Origin of the sequence: Streptomyces narbonensis (assembly GCF_014649015.1) — a bacterium.
Lineage (GTDB): Bacteria > Actinomycetota > Actinomycetes > Streptomycetales > Streptomycetaceae > Streptomyces > Streptomyces narbonensis.
Genome location: NZ_BMSF01000005.1, coordinates 24,412 through 48,394, shown reverse-complemented (window position 1 = coordinate 48,394; position 23,983 = coordinate 24,412). Strand labels below are relative to the sequence as shown.

General features: G+C 73.7%; 23 protein-coding genes. 9 read left to right on the top strand and 14 right to left on the bottom strand.

Annotated elements, in window-relative coordinates:
* From IE124_RS10910 to IE124_RS35335, 3 genes are read left to right on the top strand one after another with little or no spacing between them, the layout of a single operon-like run.
* A complete protein-coding gene (locus IE124_RS10910) occupies positions 1-1,275 on the top strand; it encodes a VWA domain-containing protein (RefSeq protein ID WP_189507316.1) in 1,275 nt (424 codons plus the stop codon).
* Positions 1,275-2,096, top strand: coding sequence for a hypothetical protein (locus IE124_RS10905; RefSeq protein WP_189507314.1), 822 nt, complete (start codon positions 1,275-1,277; stop codon positions 2,094-2,096). Before IE124_RS10910 ends, IE124_RS10905 begins: the two co-directional genes overlap by 1 nt.
* Before the next feature lie 44 nt (positions 2,097-2,140).
* Positions 2,141-2,440 (top strand): hypothetical protein, encoded by a 300-nt coding sequence (locus IE124_RS35335; RefSeq protein ID WP_189507313.1) that lies wholly within the window; start codon positions 2,141-2,143, stop codon positions 2,438-2,440.
* Positions 2,441-2,476: 36 nt separating this feature from the next.
* On the opposite strand, the gene IE124_RS10895 is transcribed toward IE124_RS35335, so the two are convergent.
* The 3 genes from IE124_RS10895 to IE124_RS10885 form a co-directional block, all read right to left on the bottom strand.
* Positions 2,477-2,956 (bottom strand): (2Fe-2S)-binding protein, encoded by a 480-nt coding sequence (locus IE124_RS10895; protein WP_189507312.1) that lies wholly within the window; start codon positions 2,954-2,956, stop codon positions 2,477-2,479.
* A 15-nt stretch (positions 2,957-2,971) separates the two neighbouring features.
* A complete protein-coding gene (locus IE124_RS10890) occupies positions 2,972-5,359 on the bottom strand; it encodes a molybdopterin cofactor-binding domain-containing protein (RefSeq protein ID WP_189507311.1) in 2,388 nt (795 codons plus the stop codon).
* A 72-nt stretch (positions 5,360-5,431) separates the two neighbouring features.
* On the bottom strand, positions 5,432-5,794 hold the full coding sequence (locus IE124_RS10885; RefSeq protein ID WP_189507310.1) for a hypothetical protein: 363 nt from the start codon (positions 5,792-5,794) through the stop codon (positions 5,432-5,434).
* Between the two features lie 166 nt (positions 5,795-5,960).
* Here IE124_RS10885 and IE124_RS10880 point away from each other — a divergent pair, with 166 nt between their 5' ends.
* Positions 5,961-6,743: a type 1 glutamine amidotransferase gene (locus IE124_RS10880; protein ID WP_189507309.1), complete on the top strand. Its 783-nt coding sequence runs from the start codon at positions 5,961-5,963 to the stop codon at positions 6,741-6,743.
* Between the two features lies 1 nt (position 6,744).
* On the opposite strand, the gene IE124_RS10875 is transcribed toward IE124_RS10880, so the two are convergent.
* Positions 6,745-6,960 carry a hypothetical protein gene (locus tag IE124_RS10875; RefSeq protein ID WP_189507308.1) on the bottom strand — a complete coding sequence of 72 codons (216 nt, stop codon included), beginning with the start codon at positions 6,958-6,960 and terminating at the stop codon, positions 6,745-6,747.
* Here IE124_RS10875 and IE124_RS10870 point away from each other — a divergent pair.
* The gene (locus IE124_RS10870; RefSeq protein ID WP_189507306.1) at positions 6,959-7,396 is read left to right on the top strand and encodes an OsmC family protein; all 438 of its coding nucleotides are present in this window, start codon (positions 6,959-6,961) and stop codon (positions 7,394-7,396) included. The genes IE124_RS10875 and IE124_RS10870 overlap by 2 nt on opposite strands.
* Before the next feature lie 52 nt (positions 7,397-7,448).
* On the opposite strand, the gene IE124_RS10865 is transcribed toward IE124_RS10870, so the two are convergent.
* Positions 7,449-8,885, bottom strand: a complete 1,437-nt coding sequence (locus IE124_RS10865) for a carboxylesterase/lipase family protein (RefSeq protein ID WP_189507304.1) — start codon at positions 8,883-8,885, stop codon at positions 7,449-7,451.
* A gap of 275 nt (positions 8,886-9,160) precedes the next feature.
* On the opposite strand from IE124_RS10865, the gene IE124_RS10860 reads away from it, so the two are divergent.
* The 3 genes from IE124_RS10860 to IE124_RS10850 all read left to right on the top strand — a co-directional run bounded on the left by IE124_RS10860 (position 9,161) and on the right by IE124_RS10850 (position 11,533).
* Positions 9,161-9,526, top strand: a complete 366-nt coding sequence (locus IE124_RS10860; protein WP_189507301.1) for a hypothetical protein — start codon at positions 9,161-9,163, stop codon at positions 9,524-9,526.
* A gap of 153 nt (positions 9,527-9,679) precedes the next feature.
* Positions 9,680-10,882 carry a serine hydrolase domain-containing protein gene (locus IE124_RS10855; protein WP_189507299.1) on the top strand — a complete coding sequence of 401 codons (1,203 nt, stop codon included), beginning with the start codon at positions 9,680-9,682 and terminating at the stop codon, positions 10,880-10,882.
* Between the two features lie 222 nt (positions 10,883-11,104).
* A complete protein-coding gene (locus IE124_RS10850) occupies positions 11,105-11,533 on the top strand; it encodes a protein-tyrosine phosphatase family protein (protein WP_189507297.1) in 429 nt (142 codons plus the stop codon).
* 35 nt (positions 11,534-11,568) lie between these two features.
* Here the strand turns inward: IE124_RS10850 and IE124_RS10845 are convergent, their stop codons facing one another.
* The 9 genes from IE124_RS10845 to IE124_RS10810 form a co-directional block, all read right to left on the bottom strand.
* On the bottom strand, positions 11,569-11,961 hold the full coding sequence (locus tag IE124_RS10845; RefSeq protein ID WP_189507295.1) for a nuclear transport factor 2 family protein: 393 nt from the start codon (positions 11,959-11,961) through the stop codon (positions 11,569-11,571).
* A gap of 114 nt (positions 11,962-12,075) precedes the next feature.
* The gene (locus tag IE124_RS10840; protein WP_189507293.1) at positions 12,076-14,391 is read right to left on the bottom strand and encodes an arylsulfatase; all 2,316 of its coding nucleotides are present in this window, start codon (positions 14,389-14,391) and stop codon (positions 12,076-12,078) included.
* Positions 14,388-15,317 (bottom strand): formylglycine-generating enzyme family protein, encoded by a 930-nt coding sequence (locus tag IE124_RS10835; protein ID WP_370468750.1) that lies wholly within the window; start codon positions 15,315-15,317, stop codon positions 14,388-14,390. Before IE124_RS10835 ends, IE124_RS10840 begins: the two co-directional genes overlap by 4 nt.
* Positions 15,314-17,212, bottom strand: coding sequence for an ABC transporter ATP-binding protein (locus tag IE124_RS10830; RefSeq protein WP_189507291.1), 1,899 nt, complete (start codon positions 17,210-17,212; stop codon positions 15,314-15,316). The genes IE124_RS10835 and IE124_RS10830 overlap by 4 nt, the downstream gene beginning before the upstream one ends.
* Entirely contained in the window at positions 17,209-18,087 is an 879-nt protein-coding gene (locus tag IE124_RS10825) for an ABC transporter permease (protein WP_189507289.1), read from the bottom strand. Before IE124_RS10825 ends, IE124_RS10830 begins: the two co-directional genes overlap by 4 nt.
* A 5-nt stretch (positions 18,088-18,092) precedes the next feature.
* On the bottom strand, positions 18,093-19,037 hold the full coding sequence (locus IE124_RS10820; RefSeq protein ID WP_189507288.1) for an ABC transporter permease: 945 nt from the start codon (positions 19,035-19,037) through the stop codon (positions 18,093-18,095).
* A 1-nt stretch (position 19,038) separates the two neighbouring features.
* Positions 19,039-20,649, bottom strand: a complete 1,611-nt coding sequence (locus IE124_RS10815; protein ID WP_189507286.1) for an ABC transporter substrate-binding protein — start codon at positions 20,647-20,649, stop codon at positions 19,039-19,041.
* Between the two features lie 438 nt (positions 20,650-21,087).
* Positions 21,088-21,159 carry a putative leader peptide gene (locus IE124_RS35620; protein WP_329625827.1) on the bottom strand — a complete coding sequence of 24 codons (72 nt, stop codon included), beginning with the start codon at positions 21,157-21,159 and terminating at the stop codon, positions 21,088-21,090.
* 79 nt (positions 21,160-21,238) lie between these two features.
* A complete protein-coding gene (locus IE124_RS10810; RefSeq protein ID WP_189507284.1) occupies positions 21,239-22,465 on the bottom strand; it encodes an ROK family transcriptional regulator in 1,227 nt (408 codons plus the stop codon).
* A gap of 554 nt (positions 22,466-23,019) precedes the next feature.
* Here IE124_RS10810 and IE124_RS10805 point away from each other — a divergent pair.
* On the top strand, positions 23,020-23,982 hold the full coding sequence (locus IE124_RS10805; RefSeq protein WP_189507282.1) for a TauD/TfdA dioxygenase family protein: 963 nt from the start codon (positions 23,020-23,022) through the stop codon (positions 23,980-23,982).
* The last annotated feature ends 1 nt before the right edge of the window (position 23,983 follow it).

Sequence of the window (23,983 nt, the reverse complement as noted above, 5' to 3'; positions counted from 1 at the left end):
ATGATCACGAGAAAACGGCTGGCGACCGGGGCGCTCGCGCTGCTCGCCGCCCTGACCGCCGCGCTCCTGCCCACGAGCGCCGCCGCCGACGAGCCGGTGGCCAAGGAATCCCCCAAGGTCGAGCTGGTCCTCGACGTCAGCGGGTCCATGCGGGCCAAGGACATCGACGGCAAGTCCCGCATGTCCGCCGCCAAGCAGGCCTTCAACGAGGTCCTGGACGCGGTGCCCGAGGAGGTCCGGCTCGGCATCCGCACGCTCGGCGCCGACTACCCGGGGCCCGACCGCAAGCGCGGCTGCAAGGACACCCGGCAGCTCTACCCGGTCGGCCCGCTCGACCGTACGGAGGCCAAGACCGCCGTCGCCACCCTCGCCCCCACCGGCTGGACGCCGATCGGCCCGGCGCTGCTCGGCGCGGCCGACGACCTCGGCGACGACGGGGCGACCAAGCGGATCGTGCTCATCACGGACGGCGAGGACACCTGCGCCCCGCTCGACCCCTGCCAGGTCGCGCGGGAGATCGCGGCGAAGGGCATCCACCTCGTCATCGACACGCTGGGTCTCGTGCCGGACGCCAAGACCCGGCAGCAGCTCACCTGCATCGCGGAGGCGACCGGAGGCACGTACACCTCGGTCCACCGCACCGAGGAGCTCTCGCGCCGGGTGAAGCAGCTCGTCGACCGCGCCGCCGACCCGGTCGTCACCCCGGTGGGGACGAAGGGCACGGCGCGGTGCGTCGATGCCCCGCTGCTCAAGCCCGGCCTCTACACCGACCGCGAGACCTTCGGCGAGCACCGCTGGTACCGGGTGGACCTACTGCCCGGCCAGGAACTGCGCGCCTCCGTCAGTGTGTCGGCCGACCGGGCCGTCAACAACGACTACGGGGTGCTGCTGCGCGCGGTCACCCGCCACGGCCGGGAGATCGTCCGCGGTTCGGAGGCGGGCGACGGGCGTACGGACGTCATGTCGACCGGCCTGCGGTACCCGAAGCCGGAGCTCGACGACGCTCCCGGGGACGCGAAGCCGGCCGCCGAGACCGTCTGCCTCCAGGTCAGCAACTCCTTCTCCGCTCCCCCGTCGGTCAAGACGACGCCCGGCATGCCGATCGAGCTGACCGTGGACGTCGTCGACGGCCCGTCGGCCGCCTCGGACGCGGCCGCCTTCGGTCTCGGCCGCGGCTGGTGGCTGCTCGGCGTGCTCGTGCTCGCCGGCTTCCTGGCCGGTCTGCTCTGGGGCTGGGTGTCCCGCTGGCGCGTCGCTGTCTGGAGGACCAACTGATGCGTACCGTACGCATGCTCGCCACGGCCGCCCTCGCGGGCGCCGCGCTCCTCGGTCTCACCGCGCCGGGCGCGACGGCCGACTCCCCCACCGCGGACCCGAGTGCCGGGGCGGGGCCGACGGAGGCCGGGACGACGTTCCGTACCGCCGCGAGGTTCCTCCCGGGGCAGCAGGCCACCGCGCAGGCCGCCACGGGTGACTACCTGTACTGGGTGTTCCCTGCGGACACCGGGCAGCGGCCTACGGTGAAGGCCACGGTCACGCTCCCCGACTCCGCCCTGCGGCACGGGCCCACCACCTGGCGGGTCGACGTGTACGACGGGCTGCGGCGGCGCCAGCCGTGCATGTACGGGACCCAGTCCCGTACCGCGGCCAAGGAGGCCTCGTCGGTGGAGCTCGCCTGTGTGCTGCGGCCGGTCCGCGCGTCGGCGGACGCCTGGGCGAACGACCCGCTGCCCGGCAGCTACTACGTCCGGCTGACCGTCACGGGCCTTCCGGACGAGGACCTCGGCCAGCCGTTCACGGCGCGGGTCGGGGTGACCACCCTCGACAAGGGCGGCGCCTACGCCACGGACGGCTCGCTCGCCGCGCCGCTCGTGCCCGGGGCGACCACCGCCGACCAGGCGGAGGCGGACGCCGACGCTGGCCGGACCTCCGCCGTGGAGGCGGCGGCCCCGGAGGACGGCTGGTCCTCGGGCTGGTGGTCCGACCGCTGGATCTGGACCGCGGCGGGCGGCATCCTCGCGGCGCTCGCCGGCATCGGCGGCTACGTCCTGACCCGCGGCGGCGGACGGCCGTCCCGGATCCCGCCGACCGCCTGAACCACCCCGCACGCAGCCCCGAAGGCCCCCACCGCCCTGACGCGGTGGGGGCCTTCGGCCGCTCCGGCGGGCGCGGCTCATCAGGAGCGGCTCCGGCGGGCGGGCAGGCGCGGGGCAGGGACGCCGGGGGCCGGAAGGTCGGAGGCAGGAAGGCCGGAGGCAGGAGGTCCGGGGCCGGGAAGCCGTGGGGTGCGCGCGCCCGTGACGACGGCGACGACGGGCACCAGCAGGAAGAGGACGCCCCAGGGAAGGGCCCCCGCGCCGAGCCCGTCGAGAAGGAGGCCGCCCGCGAGGCCGCCGGTCTGGACGCCGTGCGGGAGAAGTTGGCGACGGGTTCGGCGTAGTCGCGGAGGACCGGGCGCCGGGGAGCGAGGAGACCGTCACTCCATGCGGCGTGAGCCCTCCACGACCGCCTGCCGGATGCGGTGGTAGGTGCCGCAGCGGCAGATGTTGCGGATCGTGTCGAGGTCGGCCTCGGTGATCTCGCGGCCGGCCTCGCGCGCCTTGCGGACCGTCGCCACCGCCGCCATGATCTGGCCCGGCTGGCAGAAGCCGCACTGGGCGACGTCGAGGTCCAGCCACGCCTCCTGCATCGGGTGCAGGTCGCTGCCCACGGTGTCGGGGAGCCCCTCGATGGTGGTGACCTCGTCGGTCGGGTCGAGGGCCTCGACGGGCACGGCGCAGGGCGTGAACGCCTTGCCGTTGAGGTGGCTCGTACAGGCCCGGCAGACGCCGACCCCGCAACCGTACTTGGGTCCGGTGACGCCGAGGACGTCCCTGAGGACCCAGAGGAGCCGGACGTCGCCCTCGACGTCGGCGGTGACGGCCTTGCCGTTCAGGATGAAGGTGTGCTGCGGCACGGGGGACTCCAGGTCTCAGATGGTGCGGTCACGGCCGTCGGTGGGCGAGGCCGGGACGGGCGGGACGGTCGGCAAGGGGGTGAAGCCGAGCGGCTCGGCGTGGTTGAGCGGGAAGACGGTCGGCATCGTGCCGGTGGCCCGCCCGTACGCGCAGGCGACGGCGGCCATGGCTCCGGCGACCGCCAGCTCCCCCGCGCCGCCCGGCTTCTCACCGTTCGACGGCATCACGACGATCTCCAGCTCCGGCGGGGTGTTCCACTGCCGGGTGTAGAAGTACTGGTCCCAGCTGCCTTCGAGGAAGTGCCCGTCACGCAGGTGGAGTCCGGACGTGAGCGTGATGGCGATGCCGTCGGAGATTCCGCCCATCATCTGGGCCTCGAGACCGCGCGGGTTCACGGCGAGACCGACGTCGACGGCGCACACGACCTTGGTCACGCGCGGGCCCGTGTACGCGTTGGGGACCTTCCGTCCGGTGGTCTGCGGGCGGCAGTCGATCTCGGCGAGGACCGCGACGAAGGAGTGGTACTCGGCGTGGACGGCGATGCCCTGGGCCGTGCCGGGCGCCATCGTCCGGCCCCACTCCCCCTGCTGGGCGACCTTGTCGAGGACGGCTCGCGCCCTCGGGTCCTTCATGAGCTTGCGCCGCATCGCGTAGCCGTCCTGGCCGGTGCGGCGGGCCAGTTCGTCCATGACGAGTTCCTGGGCGCAGCGGACGTTCGGCGAGTAGATGCCGCGCATGGACCCGGTGTTGTAGCCCTTGTCGGTCTCGGAGAGCAGCTGGGTCGTGACGCCGAGGTGGTAGGGGCTGACCTGGGTGAGCTGGAACATCGTCTCCGAGAAGGCGAGATCGCCGACGGGGAGCCGGGCCGCCTCGGCAGTGAGGAGCTCGCCGATGCCGTGCCCGAAGTCGGTGGCCACGGAGGTGTGGCGCTGCTCGTACGTCAGGACCTCGCCCAGCGCGTACGTGGCACGGACCCGCGAGGTGGACATGGGGTGCGTACGGCCCTGGCGGAAGTCGTCGGTGCGGTGCCACATCAGTTTGACGGGCTTGCCGAGGGCGCGGGAGACCTCGGCGGCCTCGTGGGCGGCGTCGTGGAACAGCTTGCGGCCGAAGGAGCCGCCGCCCTCGGTGACGTGGACGCGGACGGCGGTGGGCGGCAGGCCGAGCTTGAGGGCGATCTGTTCCTGGGCGACGATCGGGGCCTTCAGCGAGGCCCAGATCTCGGCGGAGTCCTCCCGTACGTCCGCGATGGCGCAGTTCGTCTCCACGGCGGCGTTGCTGGAGAAGTGGAAGGTGAAGCGGGCGTCGACCGCCTTGGTGAGCAGGGGCAGCGGCGGTACCACCAGGGGGAGTTCGGCCCGGCGGAGCTTCTCCAGGACGGTGGCGTCGGAGGCGCCCTCGGCGGTGCCGGGGCCCCACTCGACGTCCAGGGCCCGGACGGCGTCGACGCACTGACCGAAGGTACGCCCGCGGACGGCGACGCCGGTGGAGACGGTGACGACGTCGGTGATGCCCGGCATGGCCCGGACTTCGGCGAGGTTGGCCACAGAGCGGACGGTGCCGTTGATGGTGGGCGGGCGGCAGATCATCGTGGGCAGGGCGTCCGGGATCTGGAGGTCCATGGCGAACTTCTTGCGGCCGGTGACGGCGTCGAGGGCGTCGAGCCTGCGCTGCGCGGTGCCGACGACGCGGAAGTCGGCCCGGTCCTTGAGCTCCACCTCCACCGCGGTGCTCGTGAGTGCGGCGGCCTTCGCGGCGAGCTCGCCGTAGCCGAGGAGCGTGCCGGCCGGGGAGAGGACGGCGCCGGCCTTCGTCGTGAGGGTCTCGACGGCGTCGCCGAGGACGAGGGAGGCGGCCTGGAGGAGGCGGCCGCGGGCCACGGCGGCGGCGACCCGGATGGGCGTGTAGGTGGAGTAGGTGGTGTTGGACCCGCCTGTCAGCTGGTTGAAGAGCAGCTCGGGCCGTGCGTCGGCGAGCGTGACCTTCACCTTGTCCAGGGGCAGGTCGAGCTCCTCCGCGACGATCATGGCGCTGGAGGTGGTCACGCCCTGGCCGACCTCGGCGCGGGGCAGCGCGAAGTGGGCGGTGCCGTCGCCGTCGACGCGGATCGTGATGAGGTTGCTGGTCGGCAGGGCAGCGAGCGTCAGCAGCTCGTTGAGGTCGAGGAGTTCCGCCGGTCCGGGCAGCGAGGGGATGAGCGCCGGGGCCGCGGCGGCGGCCTGCCGCGGCACGAGGGCCTCGGCGCCGAGCTGGGCGGCGACGGTGAGGGTGGGCGCGGCGAGGACGTAGCCGAGGAACCGGCGCCGCCCGATGCCGGGTCCACCGCTCCCGGCCGGAGCCGGGGAACCTTCCCCGCCGCCGCTCGTGTGGTGGTCGTCCCGCGCGGGGTGCCGCCTCGGCATTCGGTGTGCCCTTCGTCCAGGCCCCGGTGTTCTTGCTACTGCCGGGTATTCGTCAGAGGCGACGATCATCGCTCATGCACGGCCCCCCTGGGGACCCTTCGGAGCGGAAGCCCGCCGTAGGGTGCCGGGCATGACCGAAGCCGCGCGCCTCACCGCGACCCGTACCGGACCCCGTGGAGCTGACGCCCAGGCCTTTCTGCCGGCCCGCCGGCCGTGAGACTGGACGCGGTCGCCGCAGGAGCGGAGGTGCGCGCGGGAGAGCCGGGCGCGCTGGCCGCCGCCCGCGATGAGGGCGTTGACGGAGGCCATCGGGTCGCCGCCCGCCGACCGGACCAGCAGGGCTCCGAGCACCAGGGGTCCGAGGGCCACGGCGAGGGCGGCGCCGGTGGCGGTGACGTGCTGGAGGGAGCGGGTGCGCCGGGCGTCGAAGGTCATGTGCCCATTCCAGCGCCTGAGGCCCGGCCGCGTATCGGTCGCCGTACTCAGTCAGGCGGCCTGGCGTACTCAACCGGCGATCAGCCGGATCGACCAGGTGAGCAGACCAAGCAGTTCAAGCAGACGAAGCGATCAAGCAGACGAAGCAGATGGGGAGACGCAGCGGATGAGTGAGACGGAGACTGCCGAGAGGGGACCGGTCGGCCCCGTCCGACCCGGAGTTCTCGTCGTACAGCACGAGGAGGACGCCGGTCCCGGGCTCGTCGGAGAGCATCTGGTGCGGGCCGGGCTCCGGCTCGACGTGGTGCGTGCCTGGCGGGGCGAGTCCCTCCCCGAGGACCTGCGGGGGCACGCGGGGCTCCTCGTCCTCGGCGGGTCCGTCGGCTGCCGGGACGACGGGGCCGCCCCGTGGCTGCCGCGGGTCCGTGCGCTCGTTCGCGAGGCGGTCGCCGATGAGGTGCCGCTCCTCGGGATATGCCTGGGTGGCCAGATCGTCGCCGACGTCCTGGGCGGTTCGGTCGTGACGCGGACGCGGGGGCCCGAGCTGGGGGCCGTACCGCTGCGACGGCTTGAGGCGGCCGACGCCGACCCGGTGCTCGGCGGGGTGCCCGACGGCGCGCCGGCGGCGCAGTGGCACTGGGACGAGGTGGACGGGCTGCCGGCCGGCGCCGTGCCGCTGCTCGGCGGGGACGACTGCCCGCACCAGGCGTTCCGGGTGGGGCCGGCGGGCTGGGCGCTCCAGTTCCATCCGGAGGCGGGGGCCGGCACGGTCGCGCGGTGGGCGGAGGCCGACGACGCGCAGGTCAGGGCGGACGGCGGCGACCCGGTGGCGGTGGTGGCCTCGGTACGGGAGGCGGAACCGCGGCTCCGTACGGTCTGGGGCGCGGTCTCCGAGGCCTGGGGCTCGGTCGTGCTGGCCCGCGTCGGCGCGCGTTCCGGCGGGCGGTGATTCAGCGCCGGCCGACGAGCAGGAGGAACGGGCCGGGTCCGTGGGATGGTTTGGCGGTCGATCGTTCCGCCCCCGCACCGCCGGGAACACCGCACCACCGCACCACCGGGAGCACCGGGACCACCGGGACCACCGGGACCACCACGAACACCGCGAACGCCGCGAACGCCACGAACACCACGAACACCGCACCACAGCGAAGGAGCTCCGCCGCCATGGCCGACTACCGGATCGAAACCGTCCGCACCGGGTACCGGAACTGGACCGCCCGCAACGACCGGGGCGCGGAGGTCCGGATGGCCGCCGCCGACGACGCGGACGCGCAGCCCTCGTTCACGCCGGTCGAGCTGCTGCTCGCGGCGATGGGCGGCTGCGGCGGCCTGGTCGTCGACCGGACCGCGCGCGCCGTGGACCACGACGACCTGCGGATCGTGGTGGAGTCCGTCTCGGGCCCCGAGGACGAGGGCCGGCTGGGCCGGATCAGGGTCAGCTACGAGTTCGAGCTTCCGGACAACAACCCGAAGGCGGAGGAGGTGTTCGCCCGTGCGGTGCGCCTGACGCACGAGAAGTTCTGCACGGTGAGCCGGACCGTCGAGCACGGCGCGCGCGTCGAGGCGATCCTCCCGGACGGCACGGTCGGCTTCGAGGGCTGACCGGACGCGCACCGAGGCCGTCCGGGGCCCGGCCCCGCGGGCGTCGCTCCGGTCAGTCGGACCAGATCGCGCGGACCCCGTCCAGCGGGTCCTCGGCGATCCGGGGCTCGGTGTCCCAGATCCTCGTGGCGCGCCGGTCGGTGGTGTAGCGCGGCCAGTCGGCGCCCGGGTCCTGGTCCGTCACGAAGGCGACCCAGGCCCGGTGCACCGCGTCGGCGAGGGCGCGCGGCGGCGCGCCCCCGGCGGCGGGCGCGACTCCTTCGGATTCGAGGACGTCGAAGGCGAAGGGCAGGTCGAGGCAGTGGAACGCGATGCCCATGACCGGCGAGCGCCAGGCGAACTCGTAGAGCCAGGTGGGCTGTTCCCGCGCGGCGCGGGCGTCCGCGACGGCGAGGTTCGGGGCGCGGAAGATCGAGTCGGTGAGCGCCTGCCCGAAGAGGAGGGCCTCGCCGCCCTCCGCGTGCGCCCGGGTGAAGGCGTCGATCCGGGCGGCGTCCAGGCCGAGGCCGCCGAGCACGAGCGGCACCGGGAGGCCCTCGGGTGCGGGGATCATCGTGAACTCGTGCTCGGTGAATCCGAGCATCAGCGGGACGCCGTCACCCGCGCCGCCCGACGTCAGGGCTTCGAGGGCCGGTACGGGGATCAGCTCGCCGTCCGCGAAGGGCGCGAGGGCCAGCATCGGCGGCAGGCCCTCTCGGTCCGGGCCCTCCTCGGCCAGCCGGTCCTGGAGCGCGAGCAGTTCGTCGTCGCCGAGGTCGCGCAGGGCCGCCGCCGTGGCGGGGACGCCGGTGCGGGAGGTGAGGAGCCGGGCGGCGGCGCGGGCGACCTCGGGGCCGTCGGGGCGCAGGAGCGCGCCCGAGACGGAGATGACGCCGCGGAACAGGTCCCGGGCGGACGGGACGGCGAGGAGGGTCTGGACGGCGCCGCCGCCCGCCGACTGGCCGGCGATGGTGACCTTGGCGGGGTCGCCGCCGAAGGCCGCGATGTTGTCGCGGACCCACTCCAGGGCGGCGATCCAGTCCCGTACGCCGCGGTTGTCGGGGGCGTCCTCCAGGTGGAGGAAGCCCTCGATGCCGAGCCGGTAGCCGAGCGAGACGACGATGACGCCGTCCCTGTTGAAGGCGGCCCCGTCGTACCAGGGGCTGGCCGCCGAACCGGCGACGTAGCCGCCGCCGTGGATCCAGACGAGGACGGGGAGCCCGGCCTCCGGGTCGGCGTCGGGGGTGAAGACGTTGAGGTTGAGGACGCCCTCGCCCGGGATCGTGGGCTCGGGGATGATCACGACCTCGCCGAAGGGGCGGCGCTGGGCGGTCGGGCCGTACGCGGTGGCGTCGAGCGGCTCCGTCCACGGCTCCGGCGGGACGGGCGCGGCGAACCGCAGGTCGCCCACGGGGGGCTGCGCGTAGGGGATGCCGAGGAAGCGGAGGCTGCCGTCGGCACGGCGTTCGCCGCGGACGGGACCTCGGGAGGTGGTGACGGTCGTGCTCATTGCGGTGCTGCTCCTTCTGCGCGCGGCGACACGGGGCCGGACGAGGAGCGTGTCACCGCGTGCTTACACGTGTCAATCCCGTGTCGGGCCCGGTGTCGGGTGTCGGGCCACCGGACACCGGATCCGGGTGCCGTGACGGTGGGCGGGACTATCCGGACACCCCGTGGACGCGCCCACGGACGCGGCGCTCCGCGCTCTAGAATCGGACGGACCGACCGTCGGACCTGTGGGGCGCGGGCCGGCAGTGCAGGCGTTTCCGGGGAAGGCGGCAGGCGATGAGGTGGAGCCTCGATGTCGCGCTGGGGTCGCTCGTCTTCCTCCTCGGCGCGGGTTTCATCACGGCGGGTGTCGTCTGGAAGGGCCGCGCCGTGCGGCCGTTCGCCGCTTCCCGGGCGCGGTCCGTCGCCCAGCGGGAGTACGCGCGCGACCTGCAGCGGGCGGCCGACCACGTGATCGCGACGGCGCGCAGCTCCGCAGGTGACGGCGAACCGGCCATCGTCACCGTCGAGGCCGTGGTGAGCGTGACACGGGATCGCTACGGGTACGCCGCGGTGGACCGGCGGCACGCGGCGGCGGCGCTGCGGCGCCGGTTCGAGCACTGGCGGTGCGCCGCGGACTGCGTCACGGACGCATACACCTAGGCAGTGTCCGGTCGATCCGGGGGGCCGCCTCGGCGAACCCCGCGACGCCGAACGAGTGGACTCGGTGGGGCGCTCCCCGGACAGGGCCCTCCGCCGTCGGTGCGGATGGTGATGTGGCTGCCTGCTCCCCGACCCGGAAGAGGCGCCCCCCATATGCGACGCATCCCCACCCGACGTCTGTTCGCCGCAGCACTGCTCGTGGCGTCCGTGCTGGCCCCGACGGTCGTGGCCCCGGCCCCGGCCGTCCAGGCGGCGAGCGTCGACCGGTACGACAAGGACGACTGCCCGCCGGGCGGGCTCGGCCCCGAGGTGAACGCACGGCTGGACAAGGCCGTCGCGGACGTCCGCAAGCAGGCGGGCATCCCCGGCGTCGTCGTCGGTCTGTGGATGCCGGGCAAGGGAAGCTACGTCCGCGCGACCGGCGTCGCCGACACCGCGACCGGTGAGCCGATGTCCGCCGACTCGTACATCCGGATCGGCAGCGAGACCAAGACCTTCACCGTCACCGCGCTGCTCCAGCTCGTCGACGACGGCCGGGTCGGCCTGGACGACCCCATCGCGAAGTACGTGCACGGCGTGCGCAACGGGCACCGGATCACGCTCCGCCACCTCGCCGAGATGCGCAGCGGCCTGTTCCCGTACACCTCCGACCCGGACTTCATCGAGGCGCTCCTGAGCGACCCCGATCGGCCGTGGACTCCGGAGGAGCTGCTTCCGTACGGCATGAAGCACAAGAACACCTTCGAGCCGGGCGCGCAGTTCCAGTACTCGAACACCAACCTGATCCTGCTCGGTCTGGTCGTCGAGAAGGTGACGGGCCAGCCGCTCCAGGACGTCATCCGCAACCGCGTGCTCCGGCCGACCCACCTGTTCGGCACGCTGTTCCCGGAGGCGGCCGAGTTCCCCGAGCCGCACTCGCACGGCTACACCGACCAGACGCTGAGCGGCGAGATCGCGGACGCCACGAACTGGAACCCGAGCTGGGCCTGGGCTGCGGGGGCGATGATCTCGAACCTCCAGGACCTGCGGCGGTGGGCCAAGGTCCTCGCCACCGGGGAGCTGCTCAGTCGCGAGACCCAGGCCCAGCGGCTCAAGACGCTGCCGACCGGGTTCCCCGGCACGACGTACGGCCTCGGCATCCTCAAGACCGACGGCTGGATCGGGCACAACGGCTCGCTGCCGGGGTACGAGACGGTGACGGTCTATCTGCCCTCGCAGAAGGCCACCCTGGTCCTCATGCTCAACACCGACGTCCGGCGCGTCGACAACCAGGAGCCGTCCACGCTGCTCGCCCGCGCGATCACCCAGATCGTCACGCCGGACAACGTCTACGACGGCAGCGTGACCCCGCGCTAGGCCCTGTCGTCAAACTCCCGCCTGCCCTGCGACGCCATGCACGCACTCTCACCGCACCGGGCACAGACCCGCGTACATCCAGTACGCGGGCCCGCGCCCGGCACGCCGAGAGCACGCACCTGACGCCGCAGGGCCCGCCCTTCGGGCGGACGACGGGAGTTTGACGACAGGACCTAGGACCGCGGGCCCGAGCTCCGCAGGACGCCCTCTAGGCTCACCTCCATGACCACACCCTGGACGTCCGGGGCCGAGGGCGTCATGCGGCTCCCCTCCGGTCGGCTCGTTCGCGGCCGGGGGCTCCGGCGGCCCCTTCCCGCGGGTCCGTCCCCGACCTTCGCGCTCTATCTGCTGGGCCACCAGCCGCCCGCCGTCGACTGGGAGACCCGCTGGGTCCGCTGGCCCGACTTCCGGTTGCCGTCCGACCGCTCGGCCGCCGCGGAGGCGCTGCGCGAGGCGTGGGCCCGCGCCGCGGACGAGCGGGTGGAGATCGCCTGCGGCGGCGGGTACGGACGGACCGGTACGGCCCTGGCCTGTCTCGCCGTGCTGGACGGCGTGCCCGGACGCGAGGCGGTGGCCTACGTCCGCGAGCACTACGCGTCACGCGCCGTGGAGACGCCCTGGCAGCGGCGCTTCGTGTCCCGCTTCGCGTGACGGCCGCCCCGTAGGCGCCCCGTTCCGGCGCCGTGTCAGACGCGGCCCTCGGGGACGGGCGTGCCCTGGTGGTAGTACAGCCGCAGGGGTGCGTCGGCCGTCGCCCCGGGCGGCCGGCGCCACAGGGAGCTGCGGCGGGAACGCCGGCCGTCGAGGACCGAGTCGTAGGTGACGTGGACGAGTCCGGGGGCGAGGAGCGTGCCCGTGACCTCGGCTGTCTCGTGGCGCGGGCCGTCCTCCGCGGCGCCGTCCATCTCGGGCAGCTCGGCGAGCATCTCCTCGTACGTCCAGCGGCGGCCGGAGGAGCCGACCTCGACGAAGTCGGGGTCGAGCAGTTCGGCGGCGCCGGCACGGGAGACGCGTACGGCCGGGTCGAGTAGGCGCAGTTCGCCCGCGATGGCCTCGGCGATGTCGGGATCCTGGGTCATCGGGACATTGTGGCAGGTCGGGTGGGGTGGGAGCCGGTGGAATTCGCCCCGGCCCCGACCCCGCCCCGTCGGGCGCTCCCCGGGAGTCCGCCGGGCGGCACCGCCCGCTCTTCGTCATTCGAAGGCGGCCGCCGCCTCCTTGAGCGCCGTGGCGACGGTTTCGGGCGCGTCCGGGCCCGGCGCTCCGGGCCGGTAGGTGACGGAGCGGAGGCGGCCGGTGAAGCGGAAGGAGCGGTGGCGTTCGAAGAGGGGCCAGGAGACGGGCGACTTGCGGTCGACGCCCACGCTGATGCCCTGGAAGGGCGCCATGCCGATGAGTTGGTGGACGCTGTCGGGGGCGGCGCGCTGCTCGCCGTCCACGGTCACGGTGAACCGCCAGCGGAGTCCCTCCTCGGCGGTGGCGGTGAGCAGGACCTCGTGCGGGCCCTCGGCCAGCGGGCCCGCGTCCGTCTCGTGGAGGCGGCCGTACTCGTTGTATGCGAACGTCAGCCGGCCGTTCTCGGCGTAGAGGCTGTAGCCGCCGCCCTGGTCGCCGTGGGAGACGAGGACGCCGTCGCCGGTCTCGTCGACGAGGACCTCGATCGCGAAGGAGCGCAGGGAGACCAGCCGTGAGGAGCGGTAGCGCTCCAGTTCCGGGGTGCCGGGGAGCAGGGTGAGCGGCCCGGTGAGGCGCTGTTCGGCGGGGTTGCGTCGGGCGAGGGCGCCGCTGTGGTCGGGGAGCGGGAAGACGCCGTTGCGCCAGGCGGCCTCCTCCCAGGCGGCCGAGAGCTCCTTGACGAGTCCGGGCTGTTCCGCCGCGAGGTCGTGGATCTCGGTGGGGTCGGTCCTGATGTCGTAGAGGGCCCATTCGGTGTCGTCGTAGGGGGTGCCGGGTCGGTGGAGGGTGACGAGTTTGCGGCCGTCGCGGTAGTGGCTGCGGTTGCCGGTCATCTCGCAGTACTGCTCGGGGTGGGTCGAGGCGTGGGCGGGGTCGGCGAGGACGGGGGTGAAGCTGATGCCGTCGGGCTCCTGGAGGGGGATGCCCCTGCGACTCTCGGGGCGGGTGAGGCCGGCGAGTTCGAGGAGGGTGGGCGCGATGTCGGTGACGTACTGGTACTGGGGGCGCAGCCCGGTGGCGAGTCGGCCGTCGCGGGTGCCTTCGGGCCAGGTGAGGACGAAGGGGACGCGGACGCCGCCCGCGTAGGTGTGGCCCTTGTAGAGGCGGAAGGGCGTGTTGGAGGCCATGCCCCAGCCGCGCGGGTAGTGGACGAGGCTGCGGGGGCCGCCGATGAGTTCGGGGTCGCGGTCGACGTCGGGGTCCCAGTCGCCGGGGAGGCGGGGGTGGTGGACGAAGCGGCTGAAGTAGGAGCGGGTGCCCTCGGGGCCGCCCTCGCCGGTGCCGCCGTTGTCGGAGGTGAAGACGATGATGGTGTTGTCGAGTTCGCCGAGGGCGGCGAGGGTGTCGGTGAGTCGGCCGAGGTTCTGGTCGATGTTGTCGACGAGGGCCGCGTAGACCTCCATGTAGCGGGCGTAGAGGCGCTGTCGGTCGGCGGTGAGGGTGTCCCAGGCGGGGACGTCGAGTCCTGCCTCGCTGTTGCGGGCGGGGAGTTCGGTGCCGGGCGGGAAGAGCCCGGCGGCGAGCTGGGCGGCGAAGCGGCGCTCGCGCAGGGTGTCCCAGCCCTCGTCGTAGCGGCCGCGGTGACGGGCGATGTCCTCGGGCTTGGCCTGGAGGGGGCCGTGGACGGCGTTGTGGGCGAGGTAGAGGAAGAAGGGCTTGTCGGGGTCGTGGGCGCGCAGCGACTTCACCATGGAGACGGCCTGGTCGGTGATGTCGTCGGTGTAGTAGTAGTCGTCGGGGAACTCGTCGATGTCGAGGGGGCTGTTGTCCCTGACCAGTTGGTGCGGGTGGAAGAGGCTGGTGAGGCCTTCCAGGACGCCGTAGTACTGGTCGAAGCCCTTCTGGAGGGGCCAGTTGGCGCGTTCGTCGGCGGCGTTGGAGGCGGAGTCGCGGACGAGGTGCCACTTTCCGACGGCGTAGGTGGCGTAGCCGGCGTCGTGGAGGAGTTCGGCGAGGGTGGGGATGTCGTCGGCGACCTCCATGCCGTAGCCGGGGAAGCCGGGGTCCGCGTTGGCGACCATGGCGTAGCCGACGCGGTGCGGGTTGAGGCCGGTGAGCAGGGCGGCGCGGGCCGGTGAGCAGAGCGGCATGGTGTGGTAGTTGGTGAGCCGTACGCCGTCGTCGGCGAGGCCGTCGAGGACGGGTGTGGGGATCTCCGAGCCGAAGGGGCCGATGTCGCTGAAGCCCATGTCGTCGACGAGGACGACGACGATGTTGGGTGCCTTGGCGGGTGGGGTCGTACGGCTGGGCCAGGCGGGTTCGGAGTCGGCGAATGTGCGGCCGACGCGGCCGGCGAAGCCTTCGTAGGGGTCGCGGCGGGGTGCGGAGCTCATGCGGGGGCGGGTCCTTCCGGAGGAAGCGATCGGGCTGTGCGGAATCCGCCGTGGCCGGTCGAGGAGTCGGGGGTGTTGTGGGAGCGGGCGGCGACCCGGTAGCGGTTGCAGTAGGAGGCGTGGCAGAGGTAGGAGCCGCCCCGGATGACCCGCTCGCCCGGGCCGAAGGCGTCCTGGCACCACTCCCAGACGTTGCCGGAGGTGTTGTGGAGGCCGTAGGCGTTGGGGGCGTAGGCGGTGACGGGTACGGTGCCGACGCGTCCGCCGGGCCGGTCGGAGCGGTACGGGAAGTCGCCGGTCCAGGTGTTGCACCGTTCCTCGCCGCCGGGGGTGAAGTCGTCGCCCCAGGGGTAGCGGGCGCCGTCGAGGCCGCCGCGTGCGGCGTACTCCCATTCGGCCTCGGTGGGCAGCCGGACGCCCGCCCAGGCGCAGTAGGCGAGGGCGTCGTCGTACGAGACGTGGACGACGGGGTGGTCGGCGCGGCCTTCGACGTCGGAGCCCGGGCCCTCGGGGGCGTGCCAGGCGGTCCCGGTGACGCCGAGCCACCAGGGGGCCTGTGGGACCCGGCCGAGGACGTGGTGCGCGGCGGCGGGGTGGAGCAGGAGGTGGAAGACGAAGGAGGAGCCGTGGCGTTCGGCGTCGGTGCGGTATCCGGTGGCCCGGACGAAGGCCGCGTACCGGGCGTTGGTGACGGCGGTCGTGTCGATCGCGAAGGGGGCGACGGTGACCTCCCGCACGGGCCCTTCGCTGTCGGCCGGGTAGCCCTCGCCGGAGGAGTCGCCCATGCGGAAGGTGCCGCCGGGCAGCTCCGCCATGGTGCGGGGCGGGGGAGCGGTCCGGACGGTCGGTGACGGGAGCGGTTCGACGGCGGGGGCGGCGCCGGGACCTCCCGAACAGCCGCGTCCCGGGGTGCAGCAGGCGCTCACGCGGACACCGCCCCGACGGGTAGGCGTGCCCGTACGGGCACGGGTTCGGGCGCGGCGGCCAGCAGCGCGCGGGTGTACGGGTCGCGGGGGCGCTCGCACAGCTCGTCGGCGGCGGCGGTCTCGACGATCCGGCCCTCGTGCATCACCGCGATGCGGTGGCTGACCTGGCGGACGACGGCCAGGTCGTGTGCGATGAAGACGAGGGCGAGGCCCAGGTCGCGCTGGAGGTCGGTGAGGAGGCCGACGATCTGGGCCTGGACGGAGACGTCGAGCGCGGAGACGGGTTCGTCGCAGATGAGGACGGCGGGCTCGGGGGCGAGGGCGCGGGCGATGCCGACGCGCTGGCGCTGGCCGCCGGAGAAGGAGCGCGGGTGCCGGTCGGCGGCGGCGGGGTCGAGGCCGACGAGCCGCAGGAGTTCCGCGACGCGCTCGGCGCGCTCCCCCGGTGCGACGGTCCCGAAGGCGCGCAGGGGTTCGGCGACGATCTCGCCCACGGTCATGCGGGGGTTGAGCGAGGCGTACGGGTCCTGGAAGACCATCTGGACGCGGCGGCGGACGGAGTGCAGCGCCGCCCGGCCCGGGCGGGTGACGTCCTGGCCGTCGAGCAGGATCCGGCCGCCGTCGGCGGGGTGGGCGTGGGCGAGGACCCGCGCGAGGGTGGACTTGCCGGAGCCCGACTCGCCGACGATGCCGAGGGTCTCGCCCGCGGCGAGGGTGAGGGAGACGTGGTCGAGGGCGGTGAAGGAGCGGCGGCGGCTCTTGTACGTCTTGCGGAGCCCTTCGGCGCGCAGGACGACGGCGCCGGGCGCGGGCCGGTCGATCCGGGCGGGCGGCGGGGGCGGCGGCAGGGGGTCGGTGCGCTCGGCGGCGAGGAGGCAGGCGGCGCGGACGGACCCGGTGTCCGTGCCCGTCCCCGCTCCGGTGGCGGTGCCGGTGACGGTGTCGCCGCCCGTGCCCGCGACCTCGGTGAGCGTCGGTGCGGCCGTGTGGCAGCGGGCCTCGGCGAGGGTGCAGCGGGCCGCGAAGGCGCAGCCGGCGAGGGGCAGGGAGAGGTCGGGCGGGGTGCCGGGGATGCCGGTGAGCCGGGTGCCGGAGGGGGCGGAGAGCCGGGGCACGGCGGCGAGCAGGCCGGCGGTGTAGGGGTGGCGGGGGCGTGAGAGGACCTCGGCGGTGGGACCGTCCTCGACGACGGTGCCGCCGTACATGACGAGGACGCGGTCGCAGGCGCGGGCGACGACGCCCATGTTGTGGGTGATGAGGACGAGCGCGGTGCCGGTGGTGCGGGTGAGGTCGCCGAGGAGGGTGAGGATCTGGTCCTGGACGGTGGCGTCGAGGGCGGTCGTGGGTTCGTCGGCGAGGAGGATGTCGGGTTCGCCGGCCAGCGCCATGGCGATGAGGACGCGCTGGCGCTGGCCGCCGGAGAACTGGTGGGGGTGGTCGTCGAGGCGGCGCTCGGGGTCGGGGATGCCGACGAGGGCGAGGAGTTCGACGGCCCGGGTGCGGCGGGCCTTCCTGTCCCGCCCTCCGTGCGCCCGCAGCACCTCGTCGAGGTGGCGGCCGACGGTGAGGACGGGGTTGAGGGCCGTCATCGGGTCCTGGAAGACCATGCCGACACGGGCTCCGCGCACGGCTCGGAGCGCGGGCTCGTCGGCGGTGGCGAGGTCCTGCCCGTCGAGACGGACGGCCCCGCCGGTGATCCGGCCGGTGCCGGGGAGCATGCGGAGCAGGGCGAGGGCGGTGGTGGATTTGCCCGAGCCCGACTCGCCGACCACGGCGAGCGTCTCGCCCCGGCGGAGGGTGAAGGACACCTCCCGGACGGCGTGCAGCGCTCCGCCGTCGGGGGTGGTGAACTCCACGTCCAGGCCCTGGACTTCGAGGAGCGGCGGGGTGGTCATCGGCGTATCTCCCGGCTCAGTGCCTCGGCGGTCAGGGAGAGGCCGAGGACGAGCGCGGTCACGGTCACGAGCGGTCCCGCGGCGAAGTGCGGGGCCTGGGCGAGATAGGGCATGGACTGGCTGAGTACGGCTCCGAGGGTGGGTTCGGGAGGCCGTACCCCCACGCCGAGGAAGCTCATGGCGCCCTCGATGAACACGGCGACGGTGAGGGAGACCGCGAACTGGACGACGAGCGGGTCGGCGGCGTTGGGCAGGATGTGCCGGGTGAGGATCCGGCCGCCGGAGGTCCCGCCGACGCGGGCGGCCGTCACGTACTCCCGGCCGCGCTGGACGAGGATGCCCGTGCGGAGGAGCCGCCCGAAGACGGGGATCTCCGCGAGGGCGATGACGAGGATCACGGGCACCCGGCCTGGGCCGAGGATCGCGGTGACGGCGAGCGCCAGGATCAGTCCGGGGAAGGCGAGGACGAGGTCGAAGGCCCGCTGGACGACGGTGTCCGCGAGCGGGTGGCAGGCCGCCGCCAGGGCGAGGAGGCAGCCGAGGACGGCGCCGAGGGGTACGGCGACGGCGATGATTCCGAGGTCCGCGCGGATGCCGTGGAGGAGGCGGGCGAGGAGGTCGCGGCCGAGGTCGTCGGTGCCCAGCGGATGTCCGGGGGTGCCGGGACCGGCGAGCGCGAGGGCGCTCTGGTCGGTGGGGCCGTGCCCGGCGAGGAGCGGGGCGAGGAGCCCGGCGAGGACGACCAGGAGCACCAGGCCGAGACCGGTGCGGCCGCGAGCGGTGGCCAGGGCGGCCCGGTAGGGGTGGCGGGGCCGGCGGGGCTTTCCGGTCCGGCTGTCGAGAGGGGCCTTCTGGGCCGCTGCGAGGGTGGTCATGGGGGTCACTCCCACCTGATCCGGGGGTCGAGCCAGGCGTGGACGAGGTCGGTCACGAGCTGGACGAGGACGAAGACGGTGACGAGGAGGAGCAGGAGGTCCTGGACGACGGGGTAGTCCCGGCGGACCAGGGCCTGTTCGGCGAGTTGGCCGAGGCCCGGCCAGGCGAAGATCGCCTCGACGAGCACGGCTCCGCCGAGGAGGTGCCCGGTCTGCATGCCGAGGAGGGTGACGACGGGCGGAAGGGCGTTCGGCAGGGCGTGGCGCCACAGCAGGCGGCGGGGGGCGATGCCGGCCGCGGTGGCGGTGCGGACGTAGTCCTCGGAGAGGGCGCGCCCGATGCTGTCCTCCAGGTAGCGGCCGAGGACGGCGGCGCTGGGCAGGGCGAGGCAGAGGGCGGGCAGTAGCAGGTACTGGACGCCCAGGTCGGGTGCGGTGAGGAGCGGGACGCGGCCGCCCGGGGGCAGGACGCCGAGGAGGACGGCGAAGAGGAGGACGAGGAGGACGCCGGTGACGAAGGGCGGGACGGCGAGCGCTCCGGTGGTGAGGATCCGGACGGTGCCGCGGAGCCAGCGGTTGCGGGAGGTCGCGCCGACCATGCCGAAGGCGGCGCCGAGGACGATGACGAACAGCAGGGCGCCGAGGGTGAGTTCGACCGTGGCGCCGATGCCGTCGCCGATCAGGTCGGCGGTCCGGCCACCGATCGCGTACGAGGGTCCGAGGTCGCCGGTGAGGAGGCCGCCGATCCACCGCGCGTACTGGGCGGGCAGCGGATCGTCGAGGCCGAGGCTCGCCCGGATGGCGGCCTCGGCCTCGGCGCTCGCGTCGGGTCCGGCGAGGACGGCCGCGGGGTCGCCGGGGACCAGCCGGAGCACGGCGAAGACGAGGAGGGAGGCGAGGAGGAGGACGAAGAGGGCGGAGGGGAGCCTCCGCAGCAGATAGCCGCGCATCTCAGCCCGCCAGGTAGGCGTCGTCGAGGTTGAGGTAGGTGAACTTGTTGAGCGTGACGCCGTGGAGCTTCCTGGCGGAGACCTGGACGGAGCCGCGGATGGCCAGGTCGATGATGAACGCCTCGTCGAGCAGGGTGTCGGTGATCTTCTCCCGGAGGGCGTTGGCGCGAGCGCCCTCGGCCGGGCCGGTCCAGGCCTCGCGGACGACCTTCGTGTAGGCGGCGGAGCGGAACCTGGACGTGTTCTTGGCCTCGTTGAAGGGGTAGGCGCTGACGGCGAGGGTGGAGGGCTGGACCTGGGCGAAGCCGTGGCCCATCGTCCAGAGGCCGGGCATGTTCTGGGAGATGAGGTTCTTCTGGGCGGCGGCGGAGTCGGTGGGCTGGAGCGTGACGTGGACGCCTATCTGCCGGAGGTCGTACTGGACGGCCTCGGCGACCGCCGTCTCGCCGGGCAGGTTGACGTGGAGCAGGGGCAGGTCGAGCCGGGTGTGCCCGGCGGACCGGAGGAGTTCGCGGGCCTTTCCGGGGTTGTGGGTGTAGTGGGTGCGGCCTGCCTCGGTGAAGGCGGGCGAGGACTTGGGCCAGGGAGCGGCGGAGGCGAGGCCGTAGCCGCCGAGGACCTGCTTGAGGATCCGCTCGCGGTCGATGGCCCAGGCGAGGGCCTGCCGGACGGTCTTGTCGTCCAGCGGGGCGACGGTGGTGTTGACGCCGAGGTAGACGGCTCCGCCGCCCGTGGAGTACTGGCTGATGGCAAGTTCGGGGGTGGCGGCGACGACGGAGAGGTTCTTGCCGGGGACGCTGAAGGAGAGCTGGGACTGGCCGGTCCTGAGGGAGGAGAGGAGTGCGTCGGCCTGGGGCACGACGCGGAGCTCGACGCCGTCGAGGTAGGGACGGCCGGGGCGCCAGTACGTCTCGTTGCGGCGGAGGCTGAGCCCGGAGCCGGGGCTCCACCGGGTCAGCCGGAAGGGTCCCGTGCCGTTCAGCCTCTTGCCGGTGACGGCGTCCTCGACGCTGTTCCGATCGGCGATGATCATGAACTCGAAGAGGTCGAAGAGGTTGTTCACCGGGTGGGCGAGCTTCAGGACCAGTTCGTGGTCGCCGCGCTTCTCGAAGCCGGTGACGACGGCGGCCGTGGCCCTCAACTGTGCTGCGCGGAGCGGACTCTGAAGGTTCTCCACCGCGAAGATCACGTCGTCGGCGGTGAAGGGACGGCCGTCGTGGAAGGTGACCCCGGTGCGCAGGGCGAGGGTGAGGGAGCGGCCGTCCTTCGCGTACTCCCAGGAGGTGGCCAGCTCCGGCTGGGGCTTCAGCCGGTCGTCGTAGCGGGTGAGGGTGTTGTAGATCAGCCGCTGCTGGAGCGACTGGGCGCTCTGGGCGAAGAGCAGGCTGGGCGTGAAGTCCGCGTTGACGGCGACACTGAGGGTGCCGCCGCGCCTGGGCTCGGTACTCGCCTTGCCCGCCTCGCCGGCCTCGCCCGCCGGGGAGCCGGCCTCGGAGACCGCCGAGCGGCAGCCCGTGACACCGAGCCCGAGGAGCAGGGCGCCGCCGCCCGCGGCGCGCAGGGTGGCGCGCCGGGTGGGAGCGGTGGGCGTGGAGGGACGGGTCTCGGTCATCGTTGCCTGCCTGTGAAAGAAGTCGGAGGCGCGCGGGGCGCGGCCGTTCCTTCCGCTGCGGGAGAAATGGCCGCACCGGGCGTGCGGGATACGCGGAACGCGCGGTTCGGGGAGGGGTACGGCGATACGGCGGTGCGGAGGTACAGCGATACATCGATACGGAGGTACGGCGATACGGCGATACGGCGATACGGCGGCGCGGCGCGACGTCGGGCGGCGCGGGAACGACGCGGGTACGGCGAGGCGGCCGGCCGACGGCCGGGAACGCCGGAAGGTCAGTGCGGCCGGGAGATGTTCAGCGCCGCGGTGACGGCATCAGAGGAACCGACAGGACGGACGGCTCAACGCGAAGGCTCGGCGCGGCGGCCCGGACGCGAAGCCCCGGACGCGAAACCTCAGAACGCGAGAGTTCGGGACGCGAGGACGGGAACGCGAGGTTCAGACGCGGACGGCACAGACCGCGCTGGCCTGTCGACAGAGGTCGACGTGCCTGCGGGAGATGAGGCGCATGTCCGGATTCACGGGAGCAATATGACAGCGGCTCAGCGAGGCGGTCAACCGGCCCTGTCCACACTCTGGGACGACGCCCCTACTCCCCCCTCCCGGAGAAGAGCTCTTCGGCCACCTGAAGAGGTGCCCTGAGCAGGGAGTTCAACAGGACGGTGCCCGCCGCGACAGGAAGTGTGGCCGGTCCGGCATGTGGACTGACAATGCGTTCAGGGTCGTCGCAGACGTGCGAGAGGTCGATCGCCGCCCCACGGATCTCCTCCAGGTAGGCCGGTTCGAGGACGCTGGCGTGCTCGGTCACGACGACCAGATCGGGGTTCAGGACGTCGAGGAGCAGCGCGACGGCACGGCCCACCGCGCGCGCCCGCTCCCGCAGCAGCCGGTCGGCGCGCCGGTCCCCCGCCGCCGCCGCGTCCACGACGAGGAACGCGTCGGGCTCGGGCACGATCCCGCGCCGCACGGCGGTGAGACCGAGCGCGGTGTTCGAGGCGGTCGCCTCCAGGCAGCCCGAACGCCCGCACGGGCAGGGGACGGTGGAGTCCGGTACGGGCAGGTGCGCCACATCGCCGGCCGCGGCTTCGGGGCCCTGGTGCACCGTCCCGGCGAGCCCGACGGCCGCGTCGACGACGTTGCCGACGAAGAGGTGGACGAGGCTGCGCCTGGCCGCGGGCCGCCCGAAGAGGATCTCCGACTGAGCGATGGAGCGTGCGTGGTTGTCGAGCCGCACGGTGTGCCCGCCGAGGCCCCTGGCCAGCTCCGCGGCCAGTGGGCGGCGGCGCCAGCCGAAGGCGTCGTGACGGACGACGGTCCCCTCCGCCGGGTCCACCCAGCCGCCGACGGCGGCACCGACCCCGAGCAGTGGGCGCCCCTGGGCGTGTTCGTCGAGGAAGCCGCGCAGCGCGCGGGCGACGGAGGCGGGCAGGGCGTCCGGCGCGATGCCGTCGTGCGGGTGGGTGCGCCGGGCCAGCACCCGGCCGCGCAGGTCGACCAGGCCGAGGGTCGAACTCGGGACGCCGAGGTGGACGCCGCCGACGACCGGACCGCCGGTGGCACCGATGTGCAGGTCGACGGGGATCTGCGGTCGTCCCACTCCCCCGCCGCCGGCCAGTTCCGGCAGTTCGCGCAGGAGGCCGAGGCGGGTGAGGTCGGTGGCCTGGCGCGAGACGGCGGCGGGGCTGAGGCCGGAAAGCCGGGCGACGGCGCCACGGGCGACCGGACCGTGGTCGAGGACGGTCCGCAGCACGGTGGCGGCGTTGGCCTCGCGGCGGCCGTCGCCCGCCATCCGGGAACCGTGGGAGGTGGTCGTCATGGGTGCCTCTCTGCGTGACTGTTGCGGCGGCGTGAACTTCCGGGGCCTTCGGCACCGGGCCCGTCGCGGCCTCGACCGGCCGCGCCGACCTCGCCTGGATTCGACGCGTCGCCGCAGGTCAGCAGTGTCGTGGCGGGGTACGGAGAGCGAGGAGGCCGGCGGCGGGCAGGCGCCGATTCAACCATCACGGGGAGCCGTTCGGGGCCCGGGTCACCGCTTGACGTCCCGCGACGGCCGCTGCCAGGCTCCGGGACATGTTCGCGACCTCCTCGTGTCCCGCCGGCTCCGGCGCCTGATCCTCGCGACCCTTCGCGGGACGGGCTCGCCGCCCTCACCCGTACCCGGCGCACACCTCGCCGCCTCGGTACAGCGGCGCGCGTCTCACCGTCTCCGTACGCCATCACCGTTCACCGCTCGCGGCACACCGCTGTCCCCCGCTCCCGGCACACCGTTGCCCCGTTCGCGGGGAGGGCGGTTCCTCGCCTTCACGTCATTGCTTCCGCTCCGGAATTAATCCCGGAGCCGTTCGCACCACCCCGAAAGGACCCACCACCATGTCGACCGCCACCGCCACCGCCGCCCCCGGCACCACCGTCACCGTCCAGAAGGTCGGCGGCCGCCTCGGCGCCGTCATCTCGGGCGTCCGCCTCGGCGGTGACCTCTCCGCCGGGACCGTCGCCGAGATCCGCGCCGCGCTCCTGGCGCACAAGGTCGTCTTCTTCCGCGGCCAGGACCACCTGGACGAGGCGGCCCACGAGGCCTTCGGCAAGCTGCTCGGCACCCCCGTCGCCCACCCCACCGTCCCCTCGGCCGACGGCCGTTACTCCTTCCCGATCGACTCGGACCACGGCGCTCGGGCCAACCAGTGGCACACCGACGTCACCTTCGTACCGGCGTACCCCGCCTTCTCGATCCTGCGCGCGGTGACCATCCCGCCCTACGGCGGCAACACCCTCTGGGCCAACACGGCGACCGCGTACGCCAGGCTCCCCGAGCCGCTGCGCGCCCTCGCCGACAGCCTGCGCGCGGTGCACTCCAACGACTACGACTACGCGGCCCTGCGCCCGGGCGTCCTGCCCGAGCAGCTCGCGCGCTTCCGCGAGGTCTTCGCCTCGACGAAGTACCTCACCGAGCACCCTGTCGTGCGGGTGCACCCGGAGACCGGCGAGCGCACCCTCCTCCTCGGCAACTTCGTGCAGCGGATCAGCGGTCTCACGGGCGCCGACTCACGCGCTCTGCTCGCCCTCTTCCAGGCGCACGTGGAGCGCCCGGAGAACACCGTGCGCTGGCAGTGGCAGGTCGGCGACGTGGCGATCTGGGACAACCGTGCCACGCAGCACTACGGCGTGGACGACTCCGACGACCACGAGCGCAAGCTGCGTCGCGTGACCATCGACGGCGACGTGCCGGTCGGTGTGGACGGCGCCGCCTCGGTCCTCCTCGCGCCCGAGTCCGTCCCGGACCCGGCGTTCGGCATCGCCTCCGGCGCGTCGACGGCGGAGGCCGCCACCCTGTAGG